Raw genomic sequence first — 26,110 nt, 5'->3', positions numbered from 1 at the left:
GAAGAGGGTTCCTTTTGGAGCCCTTTTCTTTTATTAGTCATATTGACAAAGGAGAGAAATTATGAAACGTTTTGGAGTGGCAGCACTTTCTACATTAGTTCTTTCTTCTGCATTTGCCAATTTTGCAGGAGCTCAAGCAGGTGATATAAAGGTTATTATTAACGGTGTAACTCAGCAATATACCCAGTCCCCAGTTGTTAGCCAAAATACAACCTTGGTGCCTCTACGTGGTGTTTTTGAAAGCTTGGGTGCGAAAGTCGATTGGGACAGCAAAGCTAAAAAAGTAACTGCTTCTAAAAATGAAGATACATTGGCTTTGAATGTTGGTTCCAAGCTTGCTTATAAGAATAGTGCTCCTGTACAACTCGATGCGGCAACTCAAATTCAAAAGGGTCAAGTACTTGTTCCTTTACGTTTTGTGAGCCAATCATTAGGCGCCAAAGTAAATTGGGATCAAAGTACACGTACAATTACTATTTCAAACCAAGCAGATGGAAGTACAACTGGTGAAGCCAATAGCTTGTCCAGTAAGCCTCTCACAGCTCCTGTGACTCAAGTTACTTATGATACCTACTATAATGATTCTTTGACCTATAAGGATGCAGTTAAACTGGCCGTAGCTGATAGTACTTCAGTTAAAACAGCAGCAACGAATATCGATCAGGCTGGAAAAATCATGAAAGAAGCAGGCAAGGATATTAACTTTGTTCCAGCAGAAGCAGGTGATGAGGCTTCTGATAAAGCTTTCAAAGGTTATGCTCAAACGAACCTTAACTACGAGGCTGCTAAAAAGAACTTGGATATGACCAAAGAAGGTATTGAATATAACGTAAAGGATCTTTATAACAAGCTCCTTCAAAAGCAGAATGCCGTCAAGCTAGCTGCATTGAATATCGAAGATGCGGAGCGCAAGCTAAAAGTCGCACAAATTAAAAGAGATAATCAAATGTCGAGTGATTATGAGGTTACACAAGCAACCAATCAGTTGACTCAAAATCAAGCTGCTTTAGAAAAAGCAAAAAAAGATCTGGATAGTGCTTATGTGTCGTTGAACCAAGTGATTGGCTACAAACCGGAGCAACGTTATGAATTGAAGGATAAGCCTGTCTATTCTGAATTTAAAGATAATGTAGAGACAAAAGTAAGCCAAGTACTTACTAGCAGCACGGCCATTTGGCTGAGCGAGCAAAAAGTGGATTTAGCTGAATTGAGCCTGAAGCTCTACAATTTTAGTACGCCAGGAAACACACCTTACGAAGCTGAGCAACTTAATGTTGAAAAAGCTCAGTATGCAACAGAAGGCACAAAGAGACAACTCGAAGAAGCAGTAAGAACAATCTATAACAACATCAAAGCATTAGAAAGCCAGTACTCACAGATTCAAGCTGGTTTGGTGAGTGCAAGAAGTGCAGCTGATATGGCTAAGAAGCAGTTTGATGTTGGGTTGGCTACAGAGCTTCAGGTTTATGAAGCTAATTTGAAAGTGACTACTGCTGAGCAACAGGCTGAAGATATAGTTACAAATATTGATACTTTGAAGTTGGCTTTTGATAAGCCTTGGGCTATGCAGGGTTCTTCTGGAGCTAGCGCACAATAATTAAAGCTTAACCTATACTTGCTATAACCTGCTGTAGGAGGACTTCATGAAATCACGCTATAAAGTATCGTTGGCTGCTGTTTTACTTGGAGGAGGAATTGTTGCTGGCTCCTTAATGAACAATTCAGTTAATGGTGCCTCCAGTTCTGGACAACCTGGTACAGCTGATGATCCAGTCGTAACCAAAAGCTATGTCGACCAAAAAATTGCTCAGGCAATTAAAGGTGGAGTACCAGCAAGTAACACGAGTAGTAAAACGACTAGTTCGAATGCTCCAGCAACAAATACTACTTCTAACACAACGGCGTCAGGAACTTCTAGTGCAGGAAAAGCTTCCACACCAGAGCAGACAGAGGCTTTAAAGGTTGTTGATGTAAAGCCTGGTCAAAAACTGATTGCCAAAGCAGGCTCGGAATTTATTTTACGTAATGGTTATGCCGTTGTGTATAGTATGGATGCCAGTGGTGCTATTGATATTACTTCTGGAACGGAAATTGTTCATAATCAGGCTGTCCAGAAAAATCATTTATTATCGTTTCCTAGAGAAGGAAGAGGTATTCAAGTAAAAGAAGGTCAGAAGTTTGGTCTGGTCGTTATGGTACGAGGCAGTTATACTATTCAGTAAACTGTTTTGTATATAAGTTGCTTTCGGTGGCTCTTTTTCTTAAATACTGCTTGGGATAGCAAATTGTTCTTGGCTAAGTTGAACCTAATCGCTGCACACTACCCCCATGAAAGACAATACGTTTAGTGGAGGGTGTATACGATGGCATCAAGAGGTCAAAGACGATTAATTCCTGAAAGCCGTGCCAGGTTAGATGATTTGAAGTATGAGATCGCTGCTGAATTTGGGCTGCCTGTTTATAATCCCCAATATGCACATATACAACCTAAGGCTGACAGTGAATTTGCTGCAGAATTGGGGGAGTTTGCGGGGAGCGAAAATGTAGCATGGCGTGATTTAACTTCAAGACAGAACGGTTCAGTTGGTGGTGAAATTACTAAGCGATTGATACAATCTGCTGAACGTAGCTTATCTGAATATGGTACATTGTAAATTGCAATAATTTTTACAGTTTTTGATTATATAGTAGCGTATAAACTGGGGTTATTTACATGTGAATCGAAAATGGTTTGCATGTAAACTTACCTCAATTTCGAAAGTTGTAATTGGGCTGTATGAATTGACACCTTGTTTTAAATAGGATATCATGGCATTTGAGGCTTGTACGCAACCTTTTCCTACCGGAAAAGGTTCATTTTTTATTAATCAGGTGTAACAAGATATCTCCCGCCATTTGTTGGCTTGAAGGTATCTGAATAATACCATTGCCATGTCAGGATTTTTTTATAAATCCTCATGTATTTTAATTGTGGGAGGTTGAAATTCATGTCTGTAAAAGGCCGTCATTTGTTCACGTCCGAGTCTGTAACAGAAGGCCATCCGGATAAAATCTGTGATCAGATATCCGATGCTGTATTGGACGCCTTTCTGGCTAATGACCCTAATGCACGGGTAGCATGTGAAGTATCGGTAGCTACTGGTCTCGTTCTTGTCATTGGTGAAATCAGCTCCAAATCGGAATACGTGGATATTCCATCCATTGTACGTAATACGATTAAGGAAATTGGCTATACACGTGCGAAATACGGTTTCGACTATAATACTTGCGCTGTATTGACTTCTTTGAATGAACAGTCGCCGGACATTGCTCAAGGGGTTAATGCTGCCTTGGAAAGCCGTGATCCTGCTGAAGTAGATAAAGAAACGGAAAACATTGGGGCTGGGGATCAAGGCTTGATGTTTGGTTTTGCTACGAACGAGACACCTGAGTTGATGCCTTTGCCTATCGCTATGTCTCACCGTATTGCACGACGCTTGTCTGAAGTACGTAAGGATGGAACACTGAATTACCTTCGTCCAGACGGTAAAACCCAAGTAACGGTAGAGTATGAAAATGGTAAACCTGTTCGTATTGATGCTATTGTGGTTTCTACGCAGCATGCTGAGGATACTACTTTGGAGCAAATTCAAGCAGACATCAAAGAAAAGGTTATTTTGCCAGTTGTCCCTGCCGAATTATTGGATGAGCAAACCAAGTATTACATTAATCCGACAGGACGCTTTGTTATCGGTGGCCCTCAAGGAGATGCAGGTCTGACAGGCCGTAAAATTATTGTGGATACGTATGGTGGTTATGCACGTCATGGCGGGGGAGCATTCTCCGGTAAAGATCCGACCAAAGTGGACCGTTCCGCTGCTTACGCTGCTCGTTATGTAGCGAAAAACCTCGTAGCAGCAGGATTGGCAGACAAAGTGGAAATTCAGCTTGCTTATGCCATCGGTGTAGCTACGCCTGTTTCGATTAACGTCGATACATACGGTACGGGTAAAGTGAGTGATGAGAAGCTGGTTGAATTGATCCGAAATAACTTTGATCTGCGCCCAACAGGCATTATTCGCATGTTGGATCTGCGTCGTCCAATTTATAAGCAAACTGCTGCCTACGGTCACTTTGGCCGTACAGATTTGGATGTACCATGGGAGAGCGTAGATAAAGCTGAAATTCTAAAAGAACAAGCGGGGCTGTAACTCCTCGTATGTTATCAAAATAAAAGTAATAACCCAAAAAGACTGTTTCATGCTTTGCATGAACAGTCTTTTTTTGATGTGTTTCACTGTTAAGTATGAATTTGCTCGGATGTACCGAATGCTGAGTGACTACTCGGATATCGGTGCATGGTCCAATAAATTTTTAAGTAAACGACAAACCTTTTGCAGTTCCTTGTACTGCTCCAAATACGCAAAAAGGGCTTTCAGGAGGCCTTTCTGAGGGTTCGATTTCAGAGCCTCTTCCTTTAAATGAGCGTAGATTTGCTGACACTCCTGTTTCTCCTCTGAACTCCACGAAGACAGCAGTATACTGTCTTCCAAGGAGTGGAGAAGGCTGTTAATTTGACGGCCTTGGTCAAAGGGATTACTTAGAGCACTTTCAGGCAACCAGCCTTGCTTGCTCCAGAACAAATGTGGAGCTGAATCAGCATTGTTCAGGCTGGTTGCCAAGGAACTGGATAAGAAGATGATAAACTGCGTTAGATGTTCAATCGTTTCATCATTCATCCGATCGGCAAAGAAGCGAATATATTCAAACACAATGCTTTTAAGTACAAAGGTCATATCCCATGCATGATCTTCAATGCTCGGTCCAAAAATATCAATCAGGCAGTCGCGAACCCATTTGTACAATTTGTATTCATGATTCTCGAACGCGTAATTGAGATGTTCATTCTGAAAAATAAGCATGGAAGGCTCAGGAAGATCCATCATGAGATACACTTTGTTTTCAACGAGATTTTTCAAGTAAAGTACAATAAAACCATGTAGTTTATCGTGCTTAGAAAGATCAGGTTTACTGTAGAGAGCCCGGATGTCTTGTTCAATGTTATTTTCCAGAATGATACACATTTCTAGAGGGAGTTCTTCTTTTCCTTGAAAATATTTATAGAAGGATGCCTTCGCCATCCCACTTTCTTTGGCGATTTCTTCAACAGATGTTGAATAATAGCCTTTTCTGGAGAACAGCCGAATGGCCGCCTGTAAAATATCATTTTTTTTACTTTCCATACATACTTCCCCCTAGGGACCGACCAACTCGACAGCATGCGAATTCACTTCATACCTCACAAAGGTTGGTCACTTGTGATAACTGTGTGCTGCTGTTTTTTGAGTTGACGGCGCATCTTGTACTTGGCCATGATCATATACAAGGACGGCACGACAAACAAGGTTAACAAGGTTGAGAATAACAAACCGAAAATGACGGTAAACGCCAGTGGCTTAAAGAGCAGGCTTCCCAATAGTGCTAATGGAATCATACCTACAATAGCTGCCAAAGATGTCAATAAAATCGGTCTGAAGCGAGCAGCGGCCGCCTGTATTACGGCTTCCTTTAATTCCATTCCTTCATGGCGTGCATCCTCGATAAATTCAATTAACACAATCCCATTCCGCACAACAATGCCCGCGAGTGCAATAATTCCCATGATGCTCATAAAACCGATAGGCATACCGGTCAAGAAAATACCAATAATCCCGCCGGCTGCTGCCAGGTACACGGTCGTCATAATAATAATAGGAATGGAGAGAGAATAAAATTGCATAGTAATCAAGAGTAAAATGAGCAAGACTACAACGATCGCCAGCTGTCCTAAGTCCTTGAATATGGTCGATTGGTCAGAGGTTTCCCCACCAACCTCCCATTTGTAGCCTTCTGGGAACTTCATTTGCGCCAGCTTACTTTCAACATCAACCATCGCTTCGCTTGCAGTTCGTCCGTTCAAATCGGCTTCCACCGTAATCGTCCGCTCCATATTGTAATGCTTGATTTGCTGAATAGCAAATGACGGCTTAATCTGGACGAGCTGGTTTAATGGAATTTGCTTACCAGCTGCATTAACTACACTTAATTGTTGGAAAAGCTTACTTGGCTCCTCGTCACTGTGATTCAAATACATTTTAATGTCTACCAGACTGTTTCCAGTATCAAATTGGCTGACTTGAGCTCCTTCTTTTAATAGAAGCAGGGTACGAGTCAAATCTGTGTAGCTTACCAGGTACTGATCCATTGCTTGCTTGTTGACCTCAAGCTCCAGTGCATATCGTTCAATTCCTATATCATCCACGATGCCTGTTGTGCCCTCTACTGTCGCGATCTGCTCCTTTGCTTTTTGGGCAAGGGTTTGCAGTTCATTCAGATCCTGACCTGAGATACGAATAGAAACGGGCTTACCCACTGGAATCCCGAGACGAGGAACATACATCGTCACTGTAACTCCAGGGTAGGATTTCTTAACATGTTGTTCCCAAGCATCCACTGTCGTATTGAGATCGAATACGTTTTCTTTGCCGACGACAGCAATCTGCCCCACCGTTTCGTTATAACTAATATCTCCACCCATACTATTAATGTCACTAAACAGTTGTGGGGCAGTCCCTCCAGCGCTGTAGACGACCTTGGAAGTTTCAGGTTGCTTTTTCACCCAGCCTGCAAGGTCTTTAACGACCTGGTCGGTTTCCGCAATTGAAGTGCCTACAGGCATTTTTACATTTAGTGCAACATGAGGATCTTCCGACTCAGGAAAAAGTTCAACTGAGGTAAAGGGGACTAATCCATAGGCGGCTGTTCCAAGCATGAGTCCGACCATGGCTGTCAACAAGGGACGCTGAATGACCTTAGGCATCAGTTTTTGTGAATAGAGCTTGTTTAAAGAATGAATCTGCTGGCCGAGCAAGCCTGCTGGTTTAGACTTACCCTGAGGGTGACGAGCCTGTCTGCGCTTCTCATACCATTCTCGAAAAATAGGGATGATGGTGAGCGACATAATCATAGAGGCAAGCATGGTCAGGGAGACAATAGCAGGAATGGGTTTAATAAAGGCACCTACATTTCCAGGAAGAAACAACAATGGCGCGAAAGCTGAGATGGTGGCCAGAGTTGCAACCAAAATAGAAAGCATGACCTCTTTGGTACCTTTTACAGCTGCGACTGAGGGTGATTCTCCTAATTCCGTAAGTCTACGCTCAATATTATCATTTACAACTACGGCATCATCCACGAGTATGCCGAGTACGATGATCAGACCGACAACGGAAATCTGATTTAGAGTGATGCCGAACATAGGCAAAAAGATAATGGCAATCGAAACCGAAATAGGAATGGCCAGTGCAACAAATGCAGAGGTGAGCAAATTCAGCCCCAACATACAAACGAGAATAACGGCTGCAATCGCAAGAATCGTTTCACGCTTTAAGTCGTCAAAGATATGGCTTACCTGATCCTTTTGTGCAAAAAGAGTTTGAAAGTGGACACCTGCGGGGAGTGTTTTCTCCAGCTCTTTGAGCTTGGTATTGACCTTTTCACTCATAGAAGGGATGTCTGTGCCTGTTTCTGCTCCAATACTTAGCGTAATGGCCGGTTTACCCTCTACATAGGCAAAGTATTCTGTATTAGGATGTGCTAGCTCCGTTGTGCCGACATCTCTCAAATATACAGGATTACCTTCTTTGGTGCGTGTCAAAAGGACCTGATTCAATTCATCAGCTTTTTCGGACTCGCGAACAATAAGTTGATAGGTACGTCCGTTGTATTCAATATTACCGGTAGGAACCCGATCAATTTGAGACTGGATCGCTTGAGCTACTTGTCCCCATGACAGCTGATATTGCTGAAGCTTCTGATTGTCAATATGGACACGTACTTCTTGATCAGGGAGACCATTGAATTTGACGCTAGATACGCCAGAAATGGTATTAAGCTGGTCTTTCCAAGTTGTTGTTAAATCATTTAGTTTATACAGTGGTGCGGAAGAGTCAGCTGTTAGGGCATAGGAGCCAATAAAAGAGCTGGTTAGTTTGTCATTTACAACAGGCACTTCAGCGCCTTGAGGAAGATCAGCTTGTGCATCTTGCACTTTTTTACGCATATCATCCCAAACCGTTTGAGGATCAACTCCGTTTTTGGATTCGATTAAAATTGAGGAGAATCCGTTACCAGAAGTCGAACTAATCGTTTTAACACCTTCAACTTCCTTAATGCGTTTCTCCAGCTCTTTAGTTACGGTTTGTTCTACTTTTTGTGGTGAAGCACCAGGGTAGACTGTTGTTACCATAGCATTCTGTATGGTGACATCCGGCATTTCCTGCTGTGGTAACTGGAAAAAGCCGAAGATTCCGACCAAAATCAGCATGACAAAAAACAGCAATGTAATTTTGCGTTTTTTTACGATGTACTCAATCATGGGCGTCCGCCTTCTTCCGACTGAATCGCATTTCCATCAAATAGGTTTTCTGCCCCTTTAACGATAATACGTTCGCCTTCACGAAGTCCCGATACGATTTGCAACTGATTATCTACAACCTGATTACCAAGCTCCACAGGGGTTTTAACAGCTTTTCCTTGAATGTCTTTGAAAATAAAAGGCTTGCTTCCCGTGTTAATGACTGCTTCGGCAGGAACGAGAATCCCATTCTTGTCGGTCACCTGTTGAGCAGCTTTAATGACCTGACCGGGTAACCAGTCTCGCTGTGGATTGTTTATAACAATCTCTACGTTAACCCTTCCCGTGTCGGTGCTGGTTGAAGGATAGACGTTAGACACCGTACCTTGACGAGTCTCTTCATAGAGCGCCAATTCTACTTGTTGACCCTTTTTCCAATCCTTAATTTCACTGTCTGGTACAGGAAGCATTACTTTGAGGCGGTCGATGGAGCCTATGCGATAGACGGCTTGCCCTGACGCGACCAAATCACCTGTATTCACGATTTTGTCTAAGATTACACCGTTCACAGGAGAGATTAGACGTGTGCGTGAAAGTGCCAGTTCTGCCTGCCCCTTGGCAACAAGGGCTTTTTCGTAGTTGGCATGGGCTTGTTTTTGGGAAGCTGCAGCCTGTTCACTGGCCGCAAGGGCTTTGCTTTTACCTGCAAGCGCATCTTGAAAGGAAGCTTGGGCGGATTGATGATCTTCGGCTGTGGCTCCTTCCAGCAAAAGGGACAGGGATTCCTTGGCTTGTTCCAGGTCTTTCAGGGCTGCGGTAGCATTCAGGCGAGCATTTTCATTATCTGATGCGGTAGCAGCGCCTGCCTCAAACAGCTTCTGTGTACGCTCGCTATCCGTCTTGGCCTTGTTATAAGCGCTTTGTGCCTTATCTACAGTAGCTTGCGCTTGTTGTTTCTCTTGAGCACGTGCGCCTTTATTGACCTTGTTAACATTCGCGCGAGCTCCTGTAATGCCGGCATCGGCGGATTGAATCGCGGAGGTAGCAGCCTGTAAATTAGCCTGTGCGTTATCAATACCAGCCTGTGCCTCCAAGATGGAGGCTGTCGCCTGTGCCACCTGAAGCTTGTAGTCAGCGTCATCCAGACTAGCAATAACGGCGCCCTTCTGTACAGCAGTACCGACAGTGAGATATGCACTGGCTACAGTGCCTCCATTTTGGAAAGCCAGTGTGTTCTCCTCATAAGCCTGAAGAGTGCCTGACAAGTTATAGGCCGTATGAAGTGGCGTGGATTTGACGATTGCGGTGCGCACAACGGTTGGCTGTGCAGATGAACCTAGAGCGGCATCTTTTTTTTCTGTAGAACATCCGGTCATTGCGATGCTCAGGGATAAAGTGAATATGATGATGGCCCGTTGTTTATTCATGATTATCAATCCTTCCGATAGGGTCATAATTGGAGTTGTGAACTAACCAGTATTATTTGAACTAATAAGTTCAAATGTATTATAGTGCGCCGATATTGCATTCGTCAATTCATCGTTTTAGATTTTATGAATTAGTTGACGGGATTTTCGTAACTTTTGCCTATATAATAAGTCTATTAACATAAGAGGATTTTTTTGTTTATTGATAGAGTACACGCGCGGAACAAAACCGTTTGAATACATTGAAGATGGGAGCTATTATCCAAATGTTTTTAAGTAATAAGAAACAGAGTGAAGTGAAAGTTAATGGCAGAGGAATCGCTAAAAGATGGGCCGTGTTAACACTGGCAGGGGTATTATGGATCGGTCCGGTTGCTGGAACTGGGGCTCTAATCCCCTTGAATGGTTGGATATCTGCTCCAATCGCAAGTGCAGCCTCTGGTTCAACTGTAAAATTGGGCGAAGAGATCATTACTTCGGGTGCAACATTATTGAAATATCGTTTTAAAGGTTCCAAAGGAACAGCGCTGGCTGATATCATTCGAGTGGACTTGCAAAATCCGTACGTTAAGCTGGATGTCATGACGGGGAAGAATGGACAGTTTACGACCCGTCAGAGCACAGGTGGCATGGCAAAAGAGACCGGGGCGGTTGCTGGTGTAAACGGGGATTATTTTAATACTTCCAGCGAGGGAGCGCCGATCGGTGGACAAGTATCCAAGGGTGTGTTGATGTCTACTCCGTCTGATTTAACGGGTATGTATGCCTTTGCTGTAACCAAGGATGGTTCTCCGATGGTGGAGCAGTTTACTTTTGAAGGTACAGTGAAAGCTGGAGATGGGTCGTCCTTCTCTTTGGCGGGGATGAACAAGGCTTCGTATTCCCCTGAGACGAGTGGGGGCAACTATAGTCACTCTAATGCTATGTATATTTATACATCTGCTTGGAAAGCAATTGAGCGCCCCAAAAACAGTTCGACAACGCCCACCGAGATATTGGTACAAAATGGTGTAGTTACACAAGTCTCCGACAATGCTACGTTGAATATGACCGTTCCGCAGGATGGCTATATTTTACGTACTCATGGTAAAGCCGCTGATTATGCCAAAGCGCATCTGACCGTGGGACAGACGGTAGAAACGAGTTATCATCTTCGTGTTAAATCGACAGGGAGTGAAGTAGATCCTTCTAACCTTCAAATGATGATTGGTGGACATACCATATTAGTAAATGACGGCCAGAAAACCTCTTTTTCCCGGAGCACAACAAGCATAGGCGGGACGCGTGCGCGTACAGCTCTGGGATATTCTCGTGACAAGCGTTACGCTTATGTCATTGCTGTTGAGAAGAATGGGAATAGCGTTGGTGTATCCCTGAGCGAGCTGCAAACGCTGATGAAAGATATTGGCGTCTGGAAGGGTATGAACCTTGACGGGGGCGGCTCTACCACCATGGTGACTCGTGATTTGGGAGATACGACAGCGGGGCTTACGTTCAATACAGAATATGGCACAGAGCAACGTAGTATTGTAAATGGAGTAGGGGTATATACCAATGCTCCTAAAGGAACGCTCAAAGGCTTCACCATCAAGGGCAATAAAACGCTGCTGATTGGACAGACCGGAAGCTATTCCTTCAAAGGGTATGACAACTACTACAATCCATTTGATACCTCGAAAGTACAAGTGACGTGGAAATCCAGCAATCCGGCTGTTGTATCAGTGAGCGGCGGCGTTGTAAAGGGAGCCAAACCAGGAACGGCTACTTTAACGGCATCCAGTGGCTCAGCCAGCGCTACAACCAAGGTCACGGTGCTTGGAGCAGATGAAATTTCATCACTTACCGCAGGCACTGGAACTGGCTCGCTTACCGCTGGAGCTAAAATCGCTGTACCGGTAACGGCAAAGACAAAAGATGGACAGAGTGTCAGCATTACGTCAGATGCGCTCAAATGGGAGTTCATCGGCTTTAAGGGAAGTGTCAAGGACAATCAGCTTACGGTAAATACGGTGGATGCAGGCGTAAAAACGGGCTATGCCATCGGTCGCTATGATGGTTTCAGCGCTGTCGTCTTCTTGTCTGCTGGCGGAGCAAGTACAAACAACTGGGAGAACTTCGAAAATGTTTCGTATTCGGTTGATTTTACTTCGAATGTGGAAGGTGTTACTGGCACAGCGGCTGTTGTACAAGGAGATGGCGACCATGCCAATTCCAAAGTGCTAGAGCTGAACTACGATATGACGAACGGCAGTGGTAAAATGTATGCTTACGCTCAATTGAACGGCACATCCGGTAAAACGCTTGAACAGGCGGCTACTTCCATCTCGATTGATGTCAGAGGGGATAAGAGTCTGAACTGGCTGCGCGCAGAGCTAGAGGATGCTCAAGGCAAAACAGCATATATTGATCTCGCTAAAGTGATCGACTGGAACGGCTGGAAAACCATTAACGCAGATATGAGCGGTTTGAATATTTCGTATCCGGCGAAGCTGAAGCGTCTTTATGTGGTCAATGTGGCAGAGGGTCAGGACGAGCGCGCTAAAACAGGCAATGTTGCTTTTGATAATATTTCTTTTAATACACCGGGAACGGTCGGTACAGAAGGACTCAAAAAAGGAACAGCTCAAATGACGATCGGGCAAAAATCAATGACGGTGAACGGAACGCCGACCACGATTGATGCCGCTCCGATGACTCGCGATGGTTCAACGTATGTTCCGATCAAGTATGTACTGGACGCATTTGGCGGACAAGCCAAATGGAATGCGGGCGATCAGCGGATCACCATTATGCGCGGCGGTGTACTGATGGATTTGACCGTAGGGAAAAAAGAAGTTGTTCTGAACGGGAAGCGTCAAAGCACTGATGTTGCACCCGTTGTGCTAGGAGGCAGGACTTTAGTCCCGTTAAGACTCGTGTCTGAGCAGTTAGGAATGACTGTAAAATGGGAACAAGAAACGAAGACCATCACCCTTCAGTCATGATATGGTATGATATATACTTGAAATGCTAGGATTGGAGTAGAACATTTGTGGACTTTCAAGCCGATATCATAGACCGAGTCATTAAAAATGCCATCCAGGTGATGGAGAACAGCAAATATCAGATGTTCGAAATATTGGACACGGCCCGGACCGAGCTGGTCACGTTAAATCAGGAGCTCCAGAGCGTCTTGAAGGAAACGGCAGAAACGATCGAAAAGGTGGACCAGCTGGAAATGAACTATCGGCGGTCCCGCATTCGGTTGACTGAGGTCAGCCGTGACTTCGTTCGCTATTCGGAAGAGGATATCAAGCAGGCTTATGAGAAGGCAACACAGCTTCAACTCGATGTGATGATTTTCCGTGAGAAGGAAATGTATCTCAAAGCCAGAAGAGATGATCTTCAAAAGCGAGCCAAAAGTGTCGAGGCTTCTGTCGAGCGTGCCGAAACCATCGGTTCGCAGATGGGGGTCGTGCTGGAATATTTGTCGGGCGAATTGGGACAAGTGACGCGGATCATCGAATCGGCCAAAAACCGGCAGTTTATTGGTCTGAAAATTATTTTAGCTCAGGAAGAGGAGCGCAAACGCATATCCCGTGAAATTCACGATGGACCTGCGCAGCTCCTTGCGCATCTAGTGCTTAGGACGGAAATTGTGGAAAGAATGATCGCCAAGCAGGAATTTAAGATGGTTCAGGACGAAATAGTAGACTTGAAGAAACAGGTTCGCTCCAGTCTTGAGGAAATGCGAAAGGTCATTTTCAATTTGCGTCCTATGGCCCTGGATGACCTGGGACTTATTCCGACGCTCCGGAAATATGTGCAGGATTTTGAAGAAAAAACGAAGATTAGATCGCTTTTTGAAACAAGGGGCAAGGAACACCGTCTCTCTTCCGCGATGGAAGCAGCCATTTACCGTCTGATCCAGGAAGCTTTGACCAACGCTGCCAAGCATGCTTATCCTACCTATGTGCTTGTTGAGATTACCTATCAGGCGCAGCTTGTAAAAATCGTGGTGCAGGATAATGGTTTGGGCTTCAAGCCAGAGCTTTTTCAGCAAAAAAGCAAAGATCATGGGCATTTTGGTCTGATTGGTATGCGGGAAAGGGTTGAACTGCTCGAGGGGAGAATGGAGATCGAATCAGCTGAGAATCAAGGCACCAAGATAGTGATTCATATCCCAACCAACGTGGAAAAGGGAAAGGAGTAACAACATGGAAAATCAGGAAATTAGCAATGCACCCATTAAAGTTCTCTTAGCGGACGATCATCAGTTGTTCCGTGAAGGACTTAAACGTATTTTGAATATGGAGGACGACATTGAGGTCATCGGAGAATGTGGCGACGGTATTCAAGTGTTGGAATTCTGTAACGTAGAGAAACCGGATATTGTTCTTATGGACATTAATATGCCAATTGAAAATGGTGTAGAGGCAACCGAAAAACTGCGTGAGATGTTCCCGGATGTCAAAGTTATCATTTTATCCATTCATGATGATGAAAGCTATGTATTCGAGACGTTGCGCAAGGGAGCCAATGGTTATTTGTTAAAAGATATGGAGGCCGAGTCCCTCATTAATGCAATTCGTTCGGTTCATGAAGGATATGCGTTTATCCATCCGAAGGTAACGGGTAAACTCATTCAGCAGCTTCGCCGGATGACCTACTTGAACGAAACAGGGGCTATGGCTGAAGGTCATACCAAGGAAGCCGGCGTGAAGTTTGTCGCAGGTGAAAATAATCCATTGACCCGTCGTGAAGCTGAAGTGCTGCGTCTGATGGCTGAAGGTAAGAGCAACAAGATGATCGGTGAATATTTATTCATTAGTGAGAAAACGGTCAAAAACCATGTCAGCAGCATTCTGCAAAAAATGGAGGTTGATGACCGTACACAAGCAGTTATTAACTCAATCAAATATGGATGGGTTACGCTGTAAAGTGTAGTTTTTCCATGCATTAGACGATGTAGCTGCTAATAGATATGAATGCTGTACCGCCTTTCTTTTGGAGCGATATGTCCGCTCATACGGAAACCCAGTACATAACCGTGACACCTCTTCCTGTTATACGGCATATATTGTCGCTATAGGAGGAGGTGGAACCCTCGTGACGGCTCACTTGGTTTGGATATTGCTTATATACGGTGTGGGAGCCGCAGTCGTTCATCTTATGTATATACGACAGGCGGTTCAGGCTTATCACAATGGTGAAGATTCACGCGCAATATCTCCGGGTCATCGTGCGACTCGCTATATTGTGATTACGTCCAATGACGGAGATCGTGTGGAATGGGTGATGCGTTCGCTGAACATACTTGCCTGGCTACACCGGAGGCCGCTACATGTGACAGTACTGGATGATGAATCTATGGACGATACGCTACCGATTCTGACACGGTTAGTGCGCTATAGTCATATAGATGTTTCAGTCATTTCAAGTCGTTTTTCACCGGGGAACCCGGTCTTACCGAAGTCAGGCGGTGAAAAGCAGGTTGTTATTGATCTTAGAACGGTCAAGTCGTTGGCGGACGCCCCACTTGTTCCTTAGCGACAGGGGATTGTGGACATCGTGGTCAAAATCGGATATAAATGTTTATAAACAGTTGCATAGGCAAGACGACAGGGATCTCATTGAGATCTACTTGATGTGAAGCACACTTCAGGCTATTAGCCATAGGAGTGTGCTTTTTTGCTGTTCTCTGGGGTGACAAGAACCGCAAAAATCATGAATGGGAGGAGAAGGGGAAGGTGAAAATTGCAGTATATGCAGTGAAGTATAAAGGGAATTGGACTCTCCGATTATCTGTGGATATTCGAGTAGATATGACATGGTGGATGAATCAAGATGAGGGACAAGAGAATGTTGTCGAAAGATGGGTGTTATTAGGAGATGAGCTTCCCTTGTCCTGGGGGACAAAGCTGTGCGAAACATTTAAGGAATTAGCAGATATGGAGCGATGGGGAAAACGGCAGTGGTGGGCTTATATTCTCGCACAGCTAAAAAGTGAACTGGCTCCTGAGCCTTTTGACGGAGAACGGATTTTATCTGGAGGAGTAGAAAATATATGCATTTGGGATGGTGGACAAGGGCGGACTTCTCGCACAGAAAGTAGGAATGAGGGACGAGAAACAAACGGAGGTTTACGTTCTATTCAAAAAAGGAGCCTCGTCACAGGAATTGATGGATTGGATAGGGAGTGTTTAACACGACAAGCGAATGAGCTGGTTAATTTGTTGTCAGGACGCCAGTTACTCGTTCTGGAAGCCGAAGCGCTACTGGCAGAGGCAGCGCCAGGTTTGGAGCGTACTTGGCGATCCGCTGCACAGCTTGCATATCTGCAGGGCCGACTCAGCTTTGCTGCTGGCCTCGCTCCAGCACCACGTACGCGCTGGTCTGCCGCGCGTACGCATGAACTCCGCTGCAACCGTTGTGGCAGCGGGCTAGTGCACCGCACGAGCTGTGCGTCGTGCGGACGTAAGGCGTGCGCTTACTGCGAGACATGTCTCGCGCTGGGGCGCAGCCGTGAATGCTCGCTGCTGCTGCGCGGTGCAGCGAAACCCGCCCTGCCGCACACAGCAGGCACAGCCCCGGTGACGGAACTCGACCGCTGGGGGCTGAGCCCTGCACAGCGTGCCGCGGCCGAAGCGGCGCTGCGCTTTTTGGCCGCACCGCACGGCGAAGTGCGGGGACGTTTCCACCCGGAAGGCCGTGGGCTCCGGGCGTTGTTCCGGCGCGTCATGGTTGCGTGCCAGGGATCAGATGCTGCCTCTTCGCAGGGCAGCAACCTTGCCCGTAGCAGGCATTCTTCGCCAAAAACTGGCGAAGGTGTAAGATATAGCGCTGATCGGCAGGTGCCCAGTACCACGGTAGAACGTTTTCTGCTCTGGGCCGTAACGGGCGCAGGCAAGACGGAAATGATGTTTCCGCTCTTGCAATATGTGCTGGACCACGGAGGAACGGCACTTGTGGCAACACCACGCCGCGATGTGGTACTCGAGTTAGCCCCTCGTTTGGCCATTGCTTTTCCCGATGTGAGCATGGTGACGCTCTATGGGGGGAGCGCAGAACGTTGGCAAAGGGGACAGCTGACATTGGCAACGACACATCAGCTATTGCGTTATCGTCAAGCCTTTGATCTGGTTGTGATTGACGAGATTGACGCGTTCCCTTATCACAATGATCCTATGCTTGCCTTTGCTGCACGAGCAGTATGTAAGCCGAAGGGGAAGTTTATCTATTTGTCTGCTACACCACCGCATGCTTTGCAGAAAGAGGCTGCACGCGGTCTACTGCCACACGCCAAGGTTCCCGTTCGTTTTCATCGTCATCCCCTACCTGTCCCATTTCGCCTGGGGACTGCTTCAGTGCAACATTGGCTGCAAAAAGGTCGGCTTCCCGCATCCTTTATTCAACGCCTACGCGTATCCATACAACGTGGAGCACAGGTTTTCCTGTTTGTGACACGAATCTCACATATTCAGGGACTTGTGGAGCTGCTGATTAAACAATTGCCTGATGTACCTATTGCTGGAACCTCCTCACAGGATGAAGAAAGAACCGCTAAAGTGCGCTTATTTCGAGCTACTGAAATACGAGTTCTGGTCACAACGACTATTTTGGAGCGAGGGGTGACTGTTCCACGGAGTGATGTGTATGTGTTAGACGCAGACAGCAGTCTTTTTGATGAAGCCTCTCTTGTCCAAATGGCTGGTCGCGCGGGAAGGTCCAAGGATGATCCATGCGGAGGTGTTATTTTTACATCGCCCCAATGGACTCGAGGCCAAAAGAGAGCGATTAGACAAATTAAACGAATGAATGCACTGGCTCGGAAAAAAGGGTACCTGAAGGAGGTGAAGCACTAAATGTATTAAATAAAAAAAAGTTTTTTTGGAAATGTGAAACCTGAAACAATGTCAGTACGTAAACTACCAAGAAAGGTGCATTCTGGTATGGGGATGATTCCAAGAACCCGTCTATTTTTGAATTGGTTATTCCAACGTCAGTCCCAAACATGTATCGCTTGCGGCACTTTCACAGGACGTTTTTCTGAATTCTCTGGGATATGTACTTCTTGTTCGCTTCAAATTCCTTGGGTTTACAACATTCGTTGTGTTCATTGCGGACGTCCGACGTTTTGCCCGGATTGCGTAAAATTTGACCGATTAGTACGTTACTTTGTATGCAATCGGAGTGCAACCAGCTATACGCCGATGATGAGAGAATGGATTGGACAGTTCAAATATCGCGGGAATGAAAAGTATGGTTCCCTGCTGGGTGAGATCATGAATCGAGCCTATCAGGCGATGAGGTATGAGTTTGCAAGTCTTAAACATTCTCGTTTCAAGCGTTCTTTGTGGAGTGTGGATATAGTGACCTGTGTCCCGGTAAGTAAGAAGAGGCTGACAGAGCGAGGCTTCAATCAGGCTCGGATCTTGGCAGAAGAGATCGCTAGGCGGAATAATCTCCCCTTCCTATCATTACTTGCTCGTCCACAAGATACAGGCAAACAAAGCTTTAAATCAAAAAAGGAACGCATGAACACAATGAATAATGCGTTTTCTGTCCACCCCAATATGACAAATTTGCTGAAGTCTTTTATTTTAAAAGCTGAATCTCAATGTGTTACGAAGGATAAGCTTTCCGTTACCGTTTTGCTTGTAGATGATATTTATACAACGGGGAGCACATTGCAGGCGTGTGCACGTGTATTGAGAGAAAAGGCATTAGAGCAAGGAATACATTTGACTATTTTTTGCCTGACTTTAGCCAGATCATAAGTCCAAATCTCCAGTATTTCTCATGATTATTTTGCTTGAAACTATGAAAAAAGGGTATAATTCCCTTAATGGAAGAATTAGATGATAGAGCAGAAGCCATTTAAACCATACAATCAGCAGGATTTGACAACGAGCTAGAGAGAGGTATATAATAAAAATATAGAGACAAACAAAAAGTAAGGAAGTGAGGGATGAAAACAGAATATTTCAATTTAGAGGTTGATTTTTTTGGAAAAGAGGAGTACAATTTCTATCTGTTGATAGCTAACATGATTGGTAATAAGTGATTAGCTAATGACTAAAGAGCGGACATTGGGAGTGTCTCGCTCAGTAGTAAAGCAGTTAATTAAAATTTAAAGCTAAAAAGAGGAGAGAAAAAATCATGAAAAACGTAATGAAAAAAGTAGCAGTATCTAGCATGTTGGCAGTTAGTTTAGGTGCAGTATCTTTGTTGAGTCCACTTGCAACAGGTCAAGTAATGGCAAAATCGAACTCTGACCAAATTAAGGATCAAGCTGAAGAACAACTGATCATCAAACAACAAGAAGAAGCTCAAAAAGCATTTGAAGCAAAACTTTTTGGAACTGAAACTACTGAAAATGCAGCAACTACAACACCAGCTCAACCAGCTACTGAGAGCAACAATCAAGCAACAACCACAAAACCAGCGACCACTACAACTGAAACACCAGCAACTGTAAATACAATCACTGTAAATGTTCAAGAGGGCGACACATTGGCTTCTATTGCTGAAAAATACGGTGTAACCGTTGAAGAACTGGTTAAAATCAACAACCTGGTTAAAGCAGGCCAAGAACTGCAAGTACCGCAAACAAACACAAATAAATAATTATCATTATAAATGTATAATAAAATGTGTTTTTTAAACCAAGCGTTTGACTATAGTATACGGGAAGGCCTCTATTAAAACAATGCTTTTTTGAATAATTATTTGTGAAATAGCTTGTTTTTTTGGGCTGCAAATTTCCACTGGTGCATCTAGCTTGATTTCAGATGAGTTATTAGTTGAGATGATGTTAGGTCCATGAGATTTATGAATACCCACACTCCATGTGCGGAGCATTCGTATGGGCGCCGTTCCCCCGGATTTACAGGGCTTTCTTGATGTCATTCGGGGCACAGGTGAACATGAATTCTTCTGAGGATTGTTTCGCCCGGTTTTTCCCTCATCTTGATATTTAATTTCTACATTTACTCATATTCATATATAGCTATTTTAATTGTATAATGAAGCGCTATTCCCGAAAATAACTGGAATGGCGCTTATTTTATTTCTATCTAAAGTATGGAGCAATGTTTGACGATAAATAAACACATGCAATAGGCTGAACTATTAGCTTCCATGAGCTTTCTTTATTTTATGTCATTGCATATTGATGCATATAGATGTAGACAAACTTTTACTGATGGATCATTCTCTCTTATACTTTTTATATGATAGCTTATAAGATGTGCAATTGTGTAAAATCTGAAAATCTTTTTTGAAATATTTGCTAGACGAGGCTCTTCATTATAAGTTAATGTAAGGATAAAAGTAATTAAAGATCGGAAATTGGAAAGGGGCGCTACAGAGGATGAATTTGGATAACTGTCCTCGCTGTGGAAAGCTGTTTATTAAGAACGTCAGGGGAATCTGTCAGAACTGTATTAAAGAAATTGAATTTGAATACGAACGCTGTGTCAAACATATACGTGAAAATAAGGGCATTCATATGCATGAGCTTTCAGAGGCTACTGAGGTATCCGTAAAACAAATCACGACATTTATACGTGAGGGACGTATTTCCATTGCTAATGCGCCCAATATGACGTATCCTTGCGAGGTATGCGGGATACCGATTCGTGAAGGGCATATGTGCGATTCTTGTCGAACACGTCTGACTAAAGACCTGCATCAGGCTGTACGCGAAAGTAGTAATCAGGATCAAAGTAATAATATGGGCTCAGGTACCTACAGCGCGATTGATAAACTTCGTGGAAAGTAGTACAGGGGAATTAAAAACGCATTCAGCTATTCAAAAAGTTTCAAATACCGCCGATAATCTTTATAGAGCTTATCGGTTTTTTTATTTTTAGCAACCATGCACAAAATAAAGAAGTGAGGCATAATACGAACCATGTTCGACGCTATGTCGTCTGATACATTCTGACCATATCAAATAACTAAGGAAGGTGGAAGTTATGAAAATTAACGAGACCAACCGCATCGGAGCTATTAATCCATATCAGCGCAATATTGAAACAGGACGTCAAGAGGAACAAAAGAAATCCCGCCGCAAGGACGAGGTTTCCATTTCTCCGGAAGCAATGGAAATGCTGAACCGCAGCAGTGATGCAGACCGTGTTAAGAAAATTCAGGAGCTTAAGCAGCAAGTAGCTTCTGGTACTTATCGTGTGGATGCCGATAAAATTGCAGAGAAGCTGTTACCTTACTTCAAGCAGTCTTCTGAAAGCTAGGTGAAGGAATATGCCTTTAGATCGATTGATTGATGTGCTGGAGCAGCTTAGAGAGGCTCACGAGCAGTTGATTGCATTAGGAAATCAAAAAAAAGAAGCACTGATATCAAATAAGGTAGATCAGCTCATTCTAGTCATGAACCAGGAATCGAAGATGTCCAGACACATTGAACAGCTGGATGAGCGACGCCTGCAGGCAGCATATGAATTTTTGCAGGAACGTGGTATTAAGTCCAAGTTGAATCTTAATATTACGGAGTTGTCTCGTCTTGTGTTTGATGTAGAAGACAAGCAGCGCCTCCTTCACATTCAAAAAAATCTAGCGGATACGCTTGTAGAATTGAAAAAATTAAATGAGTTGAATCAACAGCTTATACAACAGGCGCTTTCCTATATTGATTTTTCTATTGAGAGTATGTCATATTATGCGGAATCTGAAGCGGTTTATCAGCGTCCAGCTGACAAAAGTACCTCTACTGTACGAGCGGGACTATTTGATACACGCGCCTAATTGAAGGAGGAAAATATGGTCTCAACATTTCATGGTATAGAAACAGCGAAAAGAAGCTTAAACACACAAACGGCAGCACTTAATACAACCGGACACAATATCTCAAATGCCAACACAGCGGGTTACTCCAGACAAGTGGTTAGTATGAAGGCCTCGGACTCTATGGAAGCCTACGGTTTGAATCGTTCCGTTGTACGAGGTCAAATGGGTACAGGGGTTGAATTCACTGCTATTGAGCGCGTCCGTCAGACGTTTTTGGACGATCAGTATCGTAATGAAAGTTCTTCTCAAGGTGGATGGGACATTCGCTATGACACACTGAACAAGCTTGAGACCATTATGAATGAGCCTTCGGATACAGGTATACGTAAGGTCATGGATAATTTCTGGGATGCATGGTCCGATCTGAGCCAAGATCCTCAGGATGTCACGAATCGTAAAATTGTAAAAGAGACTACGCTTGCTCTGACAGATGCGATGAACCAGGCTAGCAAGCAACTGGATGCACTCAGTTCTGATTTGACTAATAACGTTACATTAAAAACATCTGAGATGAATTCGTTATTGCAGTCTATAGCGGACCTGAATGGTAATATTTACAAGTTGGAACAACTTGGGGATAATCCAAATGACTTGCGTGATCAGCGGGATTATGCAGTTGATAAGTTGTCCAAGCTTGCAAATGTGCAGGTAACTCAGCTGGATAACGGTTATCAGGTAACGGTGGCAGGACAGATAGCTGTAGCGGGTACAGAGGTAACTGCTATTACGGCGGCTGGCCTTGAGGCTGCATATCAAGGTGGAACGTTAACTGGTGGCGAAGTGTACGGTATGGTTTTATCCAGAGATAAATATGTAGCAGATTACAAAACTCAGATGGATCAGCTAGCTAATACGCTGGCGAATGGTAACATTGAAATTACTTTACCTGCAGGTACAGTTCTGCCTGAGGGAACGGTACTAAATTCAGGTGTCAACAATGCAGCAGTGACTTACTCGAATGCGAATAACAACAGAACCTTGACCGCGGATTTGAAAGTAACTGTACAAGGGATTAATGGACTCCATCAGTTGGGATACACCCTTAGTGGTACGACACCACAAAAGGGCGGAGCGTTCTTTACCTCCAAAGATGGAGCTGCTATTACAGCAGGTAACATTACGCTGAATAAGGATATTCAAGATGATCCCAATAAAATTGCCAGCTCTTTGCGTGTAGATGGAACGGGAACAGCTAATGAAAAGGTAACTGTAGGTAACAATGCTTTGGCATTGTCTATGGCGAGCCTAAAAAATGTGAAGTTTGGTTTTAATACAACTCAAGCGCAAACTACCACTGTAGATGACTTCTTCAGTGCAATTGTTGGGCAATTAGGCGTCCAAACTCAGGAAGCAGAGCGACAATCGCAGAATGCACAGCTGTTGACTGAGCAAGTGGACTTGAACCGCCAATCCGTCAGCGGGGTGTCACTGGATGAAGAAATGTCGAACATGATCAAGTTTCAACATGCTTACAGTGCAGCTTCCCGGTTCATGACAACTTTTGATCAACTGTTAGACAAACTGATTAATGGTACAGGCCGCGTAGGTCTCTAGTATAATGAGAAGGTGGAGTAAGCCATGCCAATTCGAGTGACTTCAGGGATGACCAGTATGCAACTGCTCAGTAACCTGAATCGAAATAATAATAATATGGGTAAAATGGAGAATCAGATTTCGACTGGTCGTAAGTTGAATAAGCCTTCAGATGATCCAGTAGGGGTAACCTATGCGCTACGTTACAGAGCTGAGTTAGCTTCTAATGAACAATACAAGACAAACTCAGATGCGGCTGTTAGCTGGTTAGATTTCACTGATACAACCATGCAACAAGCCAGTGATGTAATGAAGCGTCTTAAAGAGCTGACAGTACAGGCTTCAAGTGAAACACTACCTCAATCCGGCTTGGATTCGATTAAACTGGAAGTTGATCAGCTAAAAGAACAAATGATGAATATTGGTAACAGCCAGCTTCGTGGGAAGTATGTTTTTAATGGACAAAATTATGATCAGATGCCGTATCAGCTATCTGCTACGGTAACAAGTTATGATCAGATTAATCCGGATCAAGCCGCGGTCAGCTATGCAGTTGGAGACCAAGATGCATTTCGGGTAAATACGTCCGGTAGCGATTTTTTTGGGAAATCGACAGATGCTGATAATGTTTTTAAGGTTATGGATGCTATATCTTCTGCACTAAGCAGCGGAAATAGTACGGCAATATCGAGCCAACTTTCAAGTATTGAATCCCGCTTTACTAAAATGCAGACCAGTTTGTCTGAAGTGGGCGCACGTACGAATCGGGTTGAACTGATACAATCCCGTTTGGAAGAGCGAAATTTGAATTTGACGACACTTCAAGCTAAAACGGAAGATGCGGATGTTGCTAGTCTGATGATTCAAGCTACATCTGCCCAAACCATTTACGAAGCCGCCCTGAAATCATCAGCTAAAATCATGCAGCCATCCCTGATGGACTTTATGAGCTGATTTTTATCTTTGACATTTATAATTTTGAAGCTATGGACGAGTGGTCCGTAGCTTTTTTGTTACTATATATAGGAGGAGTTACTTATGACCCCAAAACAGAAATTAGATGAAGAGAACCAAGATAAAAATACTAGTCTTTATGTGTTTCCGAAAGGAATACCAGGATTTGAACAACTTCGGGAATTTCAACTACAGGAGCATAATGAATTATTTAGTCTTTTCAGTGCAGTAGAGCAGCCTGCTACCATTTTTATTACTGTAAATCCATTTGATTTCTTTAAAGATTATGAATTTGAACTATCTGATGATGCCCTAGAGGATATTGGAATTACCAGTCAAGAACAGATAGCAGTACGATGTATCTGCACATGGAACAGCGATCAATCCAAAACAACAGTTAATTTGCTTGCTCCTTTAATTTTTAACATTGAACAGCAGACGGGAAAGCAAATTGTTTTGCAGAATACGAAATATACTATCAAGCATCCCTTATGGAATGAAATAGAGTTCAGCAAAGGCGGTGAGTCCTAATGCTGGTATTAACACGTAAAAAGGGTGAATCCATTGTAATTCAGAATGATATTGTCGTCACGGTTCTTTCCGTCGATGGCGATACTGTGAAAATTGGCATTTCTGCTCCTAAGGATATTGATATCTATCGAAAGGAAGTCTTTGAGGCTATTCAGCAAAATAATCAATTTGCAGTTATGGATTCCAATGCCATTCAAAGTGCTATGTTGGAGATGGAGAAGAGAAAGTCCTGATCCACCAATGATAGTAGTGCACATTCATTGAGAAAGGCCGACACGAGTAAAGTGTCGGCCTTTGTTTGGCTAGATTTTATGCTTATTTATCTGGAACAGTAATTGATATAATCATGTATTACCGCGTTTATCGGTAATACCGAAAATCTCCATCTGGTTATTGTTTGATGGCTTAAGTTAGGTAGGACAGGTTGGATTTGGGCAAGGTCATCACTATATAAAATGGTGATTTTAAATCGAAATAACCGAGTCGTAAACTTCTAAGAAAATATTTCAAAAAAAAGCTTGAATGCTATAAACAATTCTAGCTTAAGGGTCGATATATAGTTTAGAGCGGTAATTCTTCAGGGCGGCCGACCTGTGAAGACGCTTATACCACAAGGACGTGGGAATCAAACCATTTCAGGGAGGAAATTTAAAATGATTATCAATCACAACTTACCTGCAGTAAATACACACCGTAACATGCAATTGAACAACACGGCAGCAAGCAAAAATATGGAGAAATTGTCTTCAGGTCTGCGTATCAACCGTGCAGCTGACGATGCTGCTGGTCTCTCTATTTCCGAAAAAATGCGCGGTCAAATCCGTGGTCTGGAACAAGCACAACGTAACGTTCAAGACGGTATCTCTTTCGCACAAACAGCTGAAGGTGCAATGAACGAAGTATCCTCCATGCTGACTCGTATGAAAGAACTGAGCGTTCAACAATCCAATGATACTTACAGTGCTGGCGATAAATCCAACATCAAAGCAGAGCTTGGTCAATTGGGTGGTCAAATTGACGCAATCCTGTCCAACACTAAATTCAACGGTATTGCAATTTCCGGCGGAACAGGTGTTAAAATCCAAGCTGATGACGACAAGTTCGTAATTACTATCAAAGGTATCGATTCCACTGGATTCCGTGGTCTTACTTCTGGTGTAAGTTTGTCTCAAACAACAAATGCAATTGAAAAAGTTGCTAAGCAACGTGCTAACTTGGGTGCTATGCAAAACCGTCTGGAATATACTTCCAACAACTTGGGCACAACTGTAGAAAACCTGACAGCTTCCGAATCCCGTATTCGTGACACTGACATGGCAAAAGAAATGGTTGCTCTGTCCAAAAACAACATCTTGCTGCAAGCTTCCCAATCCATGCTGTCACAAGCAAACTCTGCGCCACAAGGCGTATTGTCGTTGCTTCGTTAATTTTAAACGACAGCCGTTACAAAAAAAGATCCTGCTTCTTGCAGGATCTTTTTTTGTTTTATTTTAGTTTTTTC

22 protein-coding genes are annotated in these 26,110 nt (G+C 43.8%); 19 read left to right on the top strand and 3 right to left on the bottom strand.

The features are described from left to right. Positions 1 to 61: 61 nt before the first annotated feature. From MKY24_RS24435 to metK, 4 genes are all read left to right on the top strand, one after another. Positions 62 to 1,597, top strand: coding sequence for a stalk domain-containing protein (locus MKY24_RS24435; protein WP_279835461.1), 1,536 nt, complete (start codon positions 62 to 64; stop codon positions 1,595 to 1,597). 46 nt (positions 1,598 to 1,643) lie between these two features. After that, positions 1,644 to 2,222, top strand: a complete 579-nt coding sequence (locus tag MKY24_RS24430) for a hypothetical protein (protein ID WP_279835459.1) — start codon at positions 1,644 to 1,646, stop codon at positions 2,220 to 2,222. Between the two features lie 141 nt (positions 2,223 to 2,363). Further along, positions 2,364 to 2,654 carry an alpha/beta-type small acid-soluble spore protein gene (locus MKY24_RS24425; protein WP_023990686.1) on the top strand — a complete coding sequence of 97 codons (291 nt, stop codon included), beginning with the start codon at positions 2,364 to 2,366 and terminating at the stop codon, positions 2,652 to 2,654. Positions 2,655 to 2,987: 333 nt separating this feature from the next. Then, positions 2,988 to 4,190, top strand: a complete 1,203-nt coding sequence (gene metK, locus MKY24_RS24420; RefSeq protein WP_013312298.1) for a methionine adenosyltransferase — start codon at positions 2,988 to 2,990, stop codon at positions 4,188 to 4,190. 129 nt (positions 4,191 to 4,319) lie between these two features. On the opposite strand, the gene MKY24_RS24415 is transcribed toward metK, so the two are convergent. Genes MKY24_RS24415 through MKY24_RS24405 form a run of 3 tightly spaced genes read right to left on the bottom strand, consistent with a single transcriptional unit; the run spans position 4,320 to position 9,801 of the window. Continuing rightward, on the bottom strand, positions 4,320 to 5,222 hold the full coding sequence (locus MKY24_RS24415; protein ID WP_028542162.1) for a TetR/AcrR family transcriptional regulator: 903 nt from the start codon (positions 5,220 to 5,222) through the stop codon (positions 4,320 to 4,322). Positions 5,223 to 5,278: 56 nt separating this feature from the next. Then, the gene (locus tag MKY24_RS24410) at positions 5,279 to 8,395 is read right to left on the bottom strand and encodes an efflux RND transporter permease subunit (protein ID WP_339201052.1); all 3,117 of its coding nucleotides are present in this window, start codon (positions 8,393 to 8,395) and stop codon (positions 5,279 to 5,281) included. Next, the gene (locus tag MKY24_RS24405) at positions 8,392 to 9,801 is read right to left on the bottom strand and encodes an efflux RND transporter periplasmic adaptor subunit (RefSeq protein ID WP_076156410.1); all 1,410 of its coding nucleotides are present in this window, start codon (positions 9,799 to 9,801) and stop codon (positions 8,392 to 8,394) included. The genes MKY24_RS24410 and MKY24_RS24405 overlap by 4 nt, the downstream gene beginning before the upstream one ends. 266 nt (positions 9,802 to 10,067) lie before the next feature. Here MKY24_RS24405 and MKY24_RS24400 point away from each other — a divergent pair, with 266 nt between their 5' ends. The 15 genes from MKY24_RS24400 (at position 10,068) to MKY24_RS24330 (ending at position 26,036) form a co-directional block, all read left to right on the top strand. Continuing rightward, positions 10,068 to 12,785 (top strand): stalk domain-containing protein, encoded by a 2,718-nt coding sequence (locus MKY24_RS24400; protein WP_339201051.1) that lies wholly within the window; start codon positions 10,068 to 10,070, stop codon positions 12,783 to 12,785. Positions 12,786 to 12,832: 47 nt separating this feature from the next. Continuing rightward, entirely contained in the window at positions 12,833 to 13,993 is a 1,161-nt protein-coding gene (locus MKY24_RS24395) for a sensor histidine kinase (RefSeq protein ID WP_013312293.1), read from the top strand. A 4-nt stretch (positions 13,994 to 13,997) separates the two neighbouring features. Continuing rightward, entirely contained in the window at positions 13,998 to 14,720 is a 723-nt protein-coding gene (locus MKY24_RS24390) for a response regulator transcription factor (protein ID WP_007432713.1), read from the top strand. A 169-nt stretch (positions 14,721 to 14,889) separates the two neighbouring features. Next, positions 14,890 to 15,330 carry a hypothetical protein gene (locus tag MKY24_RS24385; protein WP_053326252.1) on the top strand — a complete coding sequence of 147 codons (441 nt, stop codon included), beginning with the start codon at positions 14,890 to 14,892 and terminating at the stop codon, positions 15,328 to 15,330. A gap of 200 nt (positions 15,331 to 15,530) precedes the next feature. Then, positions 15,531 to 17,645 (top strand): helicase-related protein, encoded by a 2,115-nt coding sequence (locus tag MKY24_RS24380; RefSeq protein ID WP_339201050.1) that lies wholly within the window; start codon positions 15,531 to 15,533, stop codon positions 17,643 to 17,645. 570 nt (positions 17,646 to 18,215) lie between these two features. Then, positions 18,216 to 18,560 (top strand): phosphoribosyltransferase family protein, encoded by a 345-nt coding sequence (locus MKY24_RS24375; RefSeq protein ID WP_256703596.1) that lies wholly within the window; start codon positions 18,216 to 18,218, stop codon positions 18,558 to 18,560. 382 nt (positions 18,561 to 18,942) lie between these two features. Then, positions 18,943 to 19,410 (top strand): LysM domain-containing protein, encoded by a 468-nt coding sequence (locus MKY24_RS24370; RefSeq protein ID WP_339201048.1) that lies wholly within the window; start codon positions 18,943 to 18,945, stop codon positions 19,408 to 19,410. A gap of 745 nt (positions 19,411 to 20,155) precedes the next feature. Next, positions 20,156 to 20,566, top strand: a complete 411-nt coding sequence (locus MKY24_RS24365; protein ID WP_023990675.1) for a TIGR03826 family flagellar region protein — start codon at positions 20,156 to 20,158, stop codon at positions 20,564 to 20,566. 196 nt (positions 20,567 to 20,762) lie between these two features. After that, a complete protein-coding gene (gene flgM, locus MKY24_RS24360) occupies positions 20,763 to 21,038 on the top strand; it encodes a flagellar biosynthesis anti-sigma factor FlgM (protein ID WP_013312286.1) in 276 nt (91 codons plus the stop codon). 10 nt (positions 21,039 to 21,048) lie between these two features. Further along, positions 21,049 to 21,549, top strand: coding sequence for a flagellar protein FlgN (locus MKY24_RS24355; RefSeq protein ID WP_068938901.1), 501 nt, complete (start codon positions 21,049 to 21,051; stop codon positions 21,547 to 21,549). Positions 21,550 to 21,564: 15 nt separating this feature from the next. Next, the gene (gene flgK / locus MKY24_RS24350; protein WP_071558139.1) at positions 21,565 to 23,145 is read left to right on the top strand and encodes a flagellar hook-associated protein FlgK; all 1,581 of its coding nucleotides are present in this window, start codon (positions 21,565 to 21,567) and stop codon (positions 23,143 to 23,145) included. A 24-nt stretch (positions 23,146 to 23,169) separates the two neighbouring features. After that, positions 23,170 to 24,078: a flagellar hook-associated protein FlgL gene (gene flgL / locus MKY24_RS24345; RefSeq protein WP_075154850.1), complete on the top strand. Its 909-nt coding sequence runs from the start codon at positions 23,170 to 23,172 to the stop codon at positions 24,076 to 24,078. Between the two features lie 84 nt (positions 24,079 to 24,162). After that, a complete protein-coding gene (locus MKY24_RS24340; RefSeq protein ID WP_339201047.1) occupies positions 24,163 to 24,609 on the top strand; it encodes a flagellar assembly protein FliW in 447 nt (148 codons plus the stop codon). Continuing rightward, positions 24,609 to 24,842 (top strand): carbon storage regulator CsrA, encoded by a 234-nt coding sequence (gene csrA / locus MKY24_RS24335; RefSeq protein ID WP_209940550.1) that lies wholly within the window; start codon positions 24,609 to 24,611, stop codon positions 24,840 to 24,842. The genes MKY24_RS24340 and csrA overlap by 1 nt, the downstream gene beginning before the upstream one ends. Before the next feature lie 420 nt (positions 24,843 to 25,262). Continuing rightward, positions 25,263 to 26,036 (top strand): flagellin, encoded by a 774-nt coding sequence (locus tag MKY24_RS24330; protein ID WP_322158809.1) that lies wholly within the window; start codon positions 25,263 to 25,265, stop codon positions 26,034 to 26,036. Positions 26,037 to 26,110: the final 74 nt, after the last annotated feature.

Source organism: Paenibacillus sp. FSL P2-0322, assembly GCF_037975315.1.
Lineage (GTDB): Bacteria > Bacillota > Bacilli > Paenibacillales > Paenibacillaceae > Paenibacillus > Paenibacillus polymyxa_B.
The sequence above is the reverse complement of the archived record's forward strand: the minus strand, read 5'-3'. Positions and strand labels throughout refer to the sequence as shown.

What these genes read in the sequence shown, in the direction of transcription:
- MKY24_RS24435 (WP_279835461.1), top strand. Translation starts at nt 62, where the DNA reads ATGAAACGTTTTGGAGTGGCAGCACTTTCTACATTAGTTCTTTCTTCT.
- MKY24_RS24430 (WP_279835459.1), top strand. Translation starts at nt 1,644, where the DNA reads ATGAAATCACGCTATAAAGTATCGTTGGCTGCTGTTTTACTTGGAGGA.
- MKY24_RS24425 (WP_023990686.1), top strand. Translation starts at nt 2,364, where the DNA reads ATGGCATCAAGAGGTCAAAGACGATTAATTCCTGAAAGCCGTGCCAGG.
- metK (WP_013312298.1), top strand. Translation starts at nt 2,988, where the DNA reads ATGTCTGTAAAAGGCCGTCATTTGTTCACGTCCGAGTCTGTAACAGAA.
- MKY24_RS24415 (WP_028542162.1), bottom strand. Translation starts at nt 5,222, where the DNA reads ATGGAAAGTAAAAAAAATGATATTTTACAGGCGGCCATTCGGCTGTTC.
- MKY24_RS24410 (WP_339201052.1), bottom strand. Translation starts at nt 8,395, where the DNA reads ATGATTGAGTACATCGTAAAAAAACGCAAAATTACATTGCTGTTTTTT.
- MKY24_RS24405 (WP_076156410.1), bottom strand. Translation starts at nt 9,801, where the DNA reads ATGAATAAACAACGGGCCATCATCATATTCACTTTATCCCTGAGCATC.
- MKY24_RS24400 (WP_339201051.1), top strand. Translation starts at nt 10,068, where the DNA reads ATGTTTTTAAGTAATAAGAAACAGAGTGAAGTGAAAGTTAATGGCAGA.
- MKY24_RS24390 (WP_007432713.1), top strand. Translation starts at nt 13,998, where the DNA reads ATGGAAAATCAGGAAATTAGCAATGCACCCATTAAAGTTCTCTTAGCG.
- MKY24_RS24370 (WP_339201048.1), top strand. Translation starts at nt 18,943, where the DNA reads ATGAAAAACGTAATGAAAAAAGTAGCAGTATCTAGCATGTTGGCAGTT.
- MKY24_RS24365 (WP_023990675.1), top strand. Translation starts at nt 20,156, where the DNA reads ATGAATTTGGATAACTGTCCTCGCTGTGGAAAGCTGTTTATTAAGAAC.
- flgM (WP_013312286.1), top strand. Translation starts at nt 20,763, where the DNA reads ATGAAAATTAACGAGACCAACCGCATCGGAGCTATTAATCCATATCAG.
- MKY24_RS24355 (WP_068938901.1), top strand. Translation starts at nt 21,049, where the DNA reads ATGCCTTTAGATCGATTGATTGATGTGCTGGAGCAGCTTAGAGAGGCT.
- flgK (WP_071558139.1), top strand. Translation starts at nt 21,565, where the DNA reads ATGGTCTCAACATTTCATGGTATAGAAACAGCGAAAAGAAGCTTAAAC.
- flgL (WP_075154850.1), top strand. Translation starts at nt 23,170, where the DNA reads ATGCCAATTCGAGTGACTTCAGGGATGACCAGTATGCAACTGCTCAGT.
- MKY24_RS24340 (WP_339201047.1), top strand. Translation starts at nt 24,163, where the DNA reads ATGACCCCAAAACAGAAATTAGATGAAGAGAACCAAGATAAAAATACT.
- csrA (WP_209940550.1), top strand. Translation starts at nt 24,609, where the DNA reads ATGCTGGTATTAACACGTAAAAAGGGTGAATCCATTGTAATTCAGAAT.
- MKY24_RS24330 (WP_322158809.1), top strand. Translation starts at nt 25,263, where the DNA reads ATGATTATCAATCACAACTTACCTGCAGTAAATACACACCGTAACATG.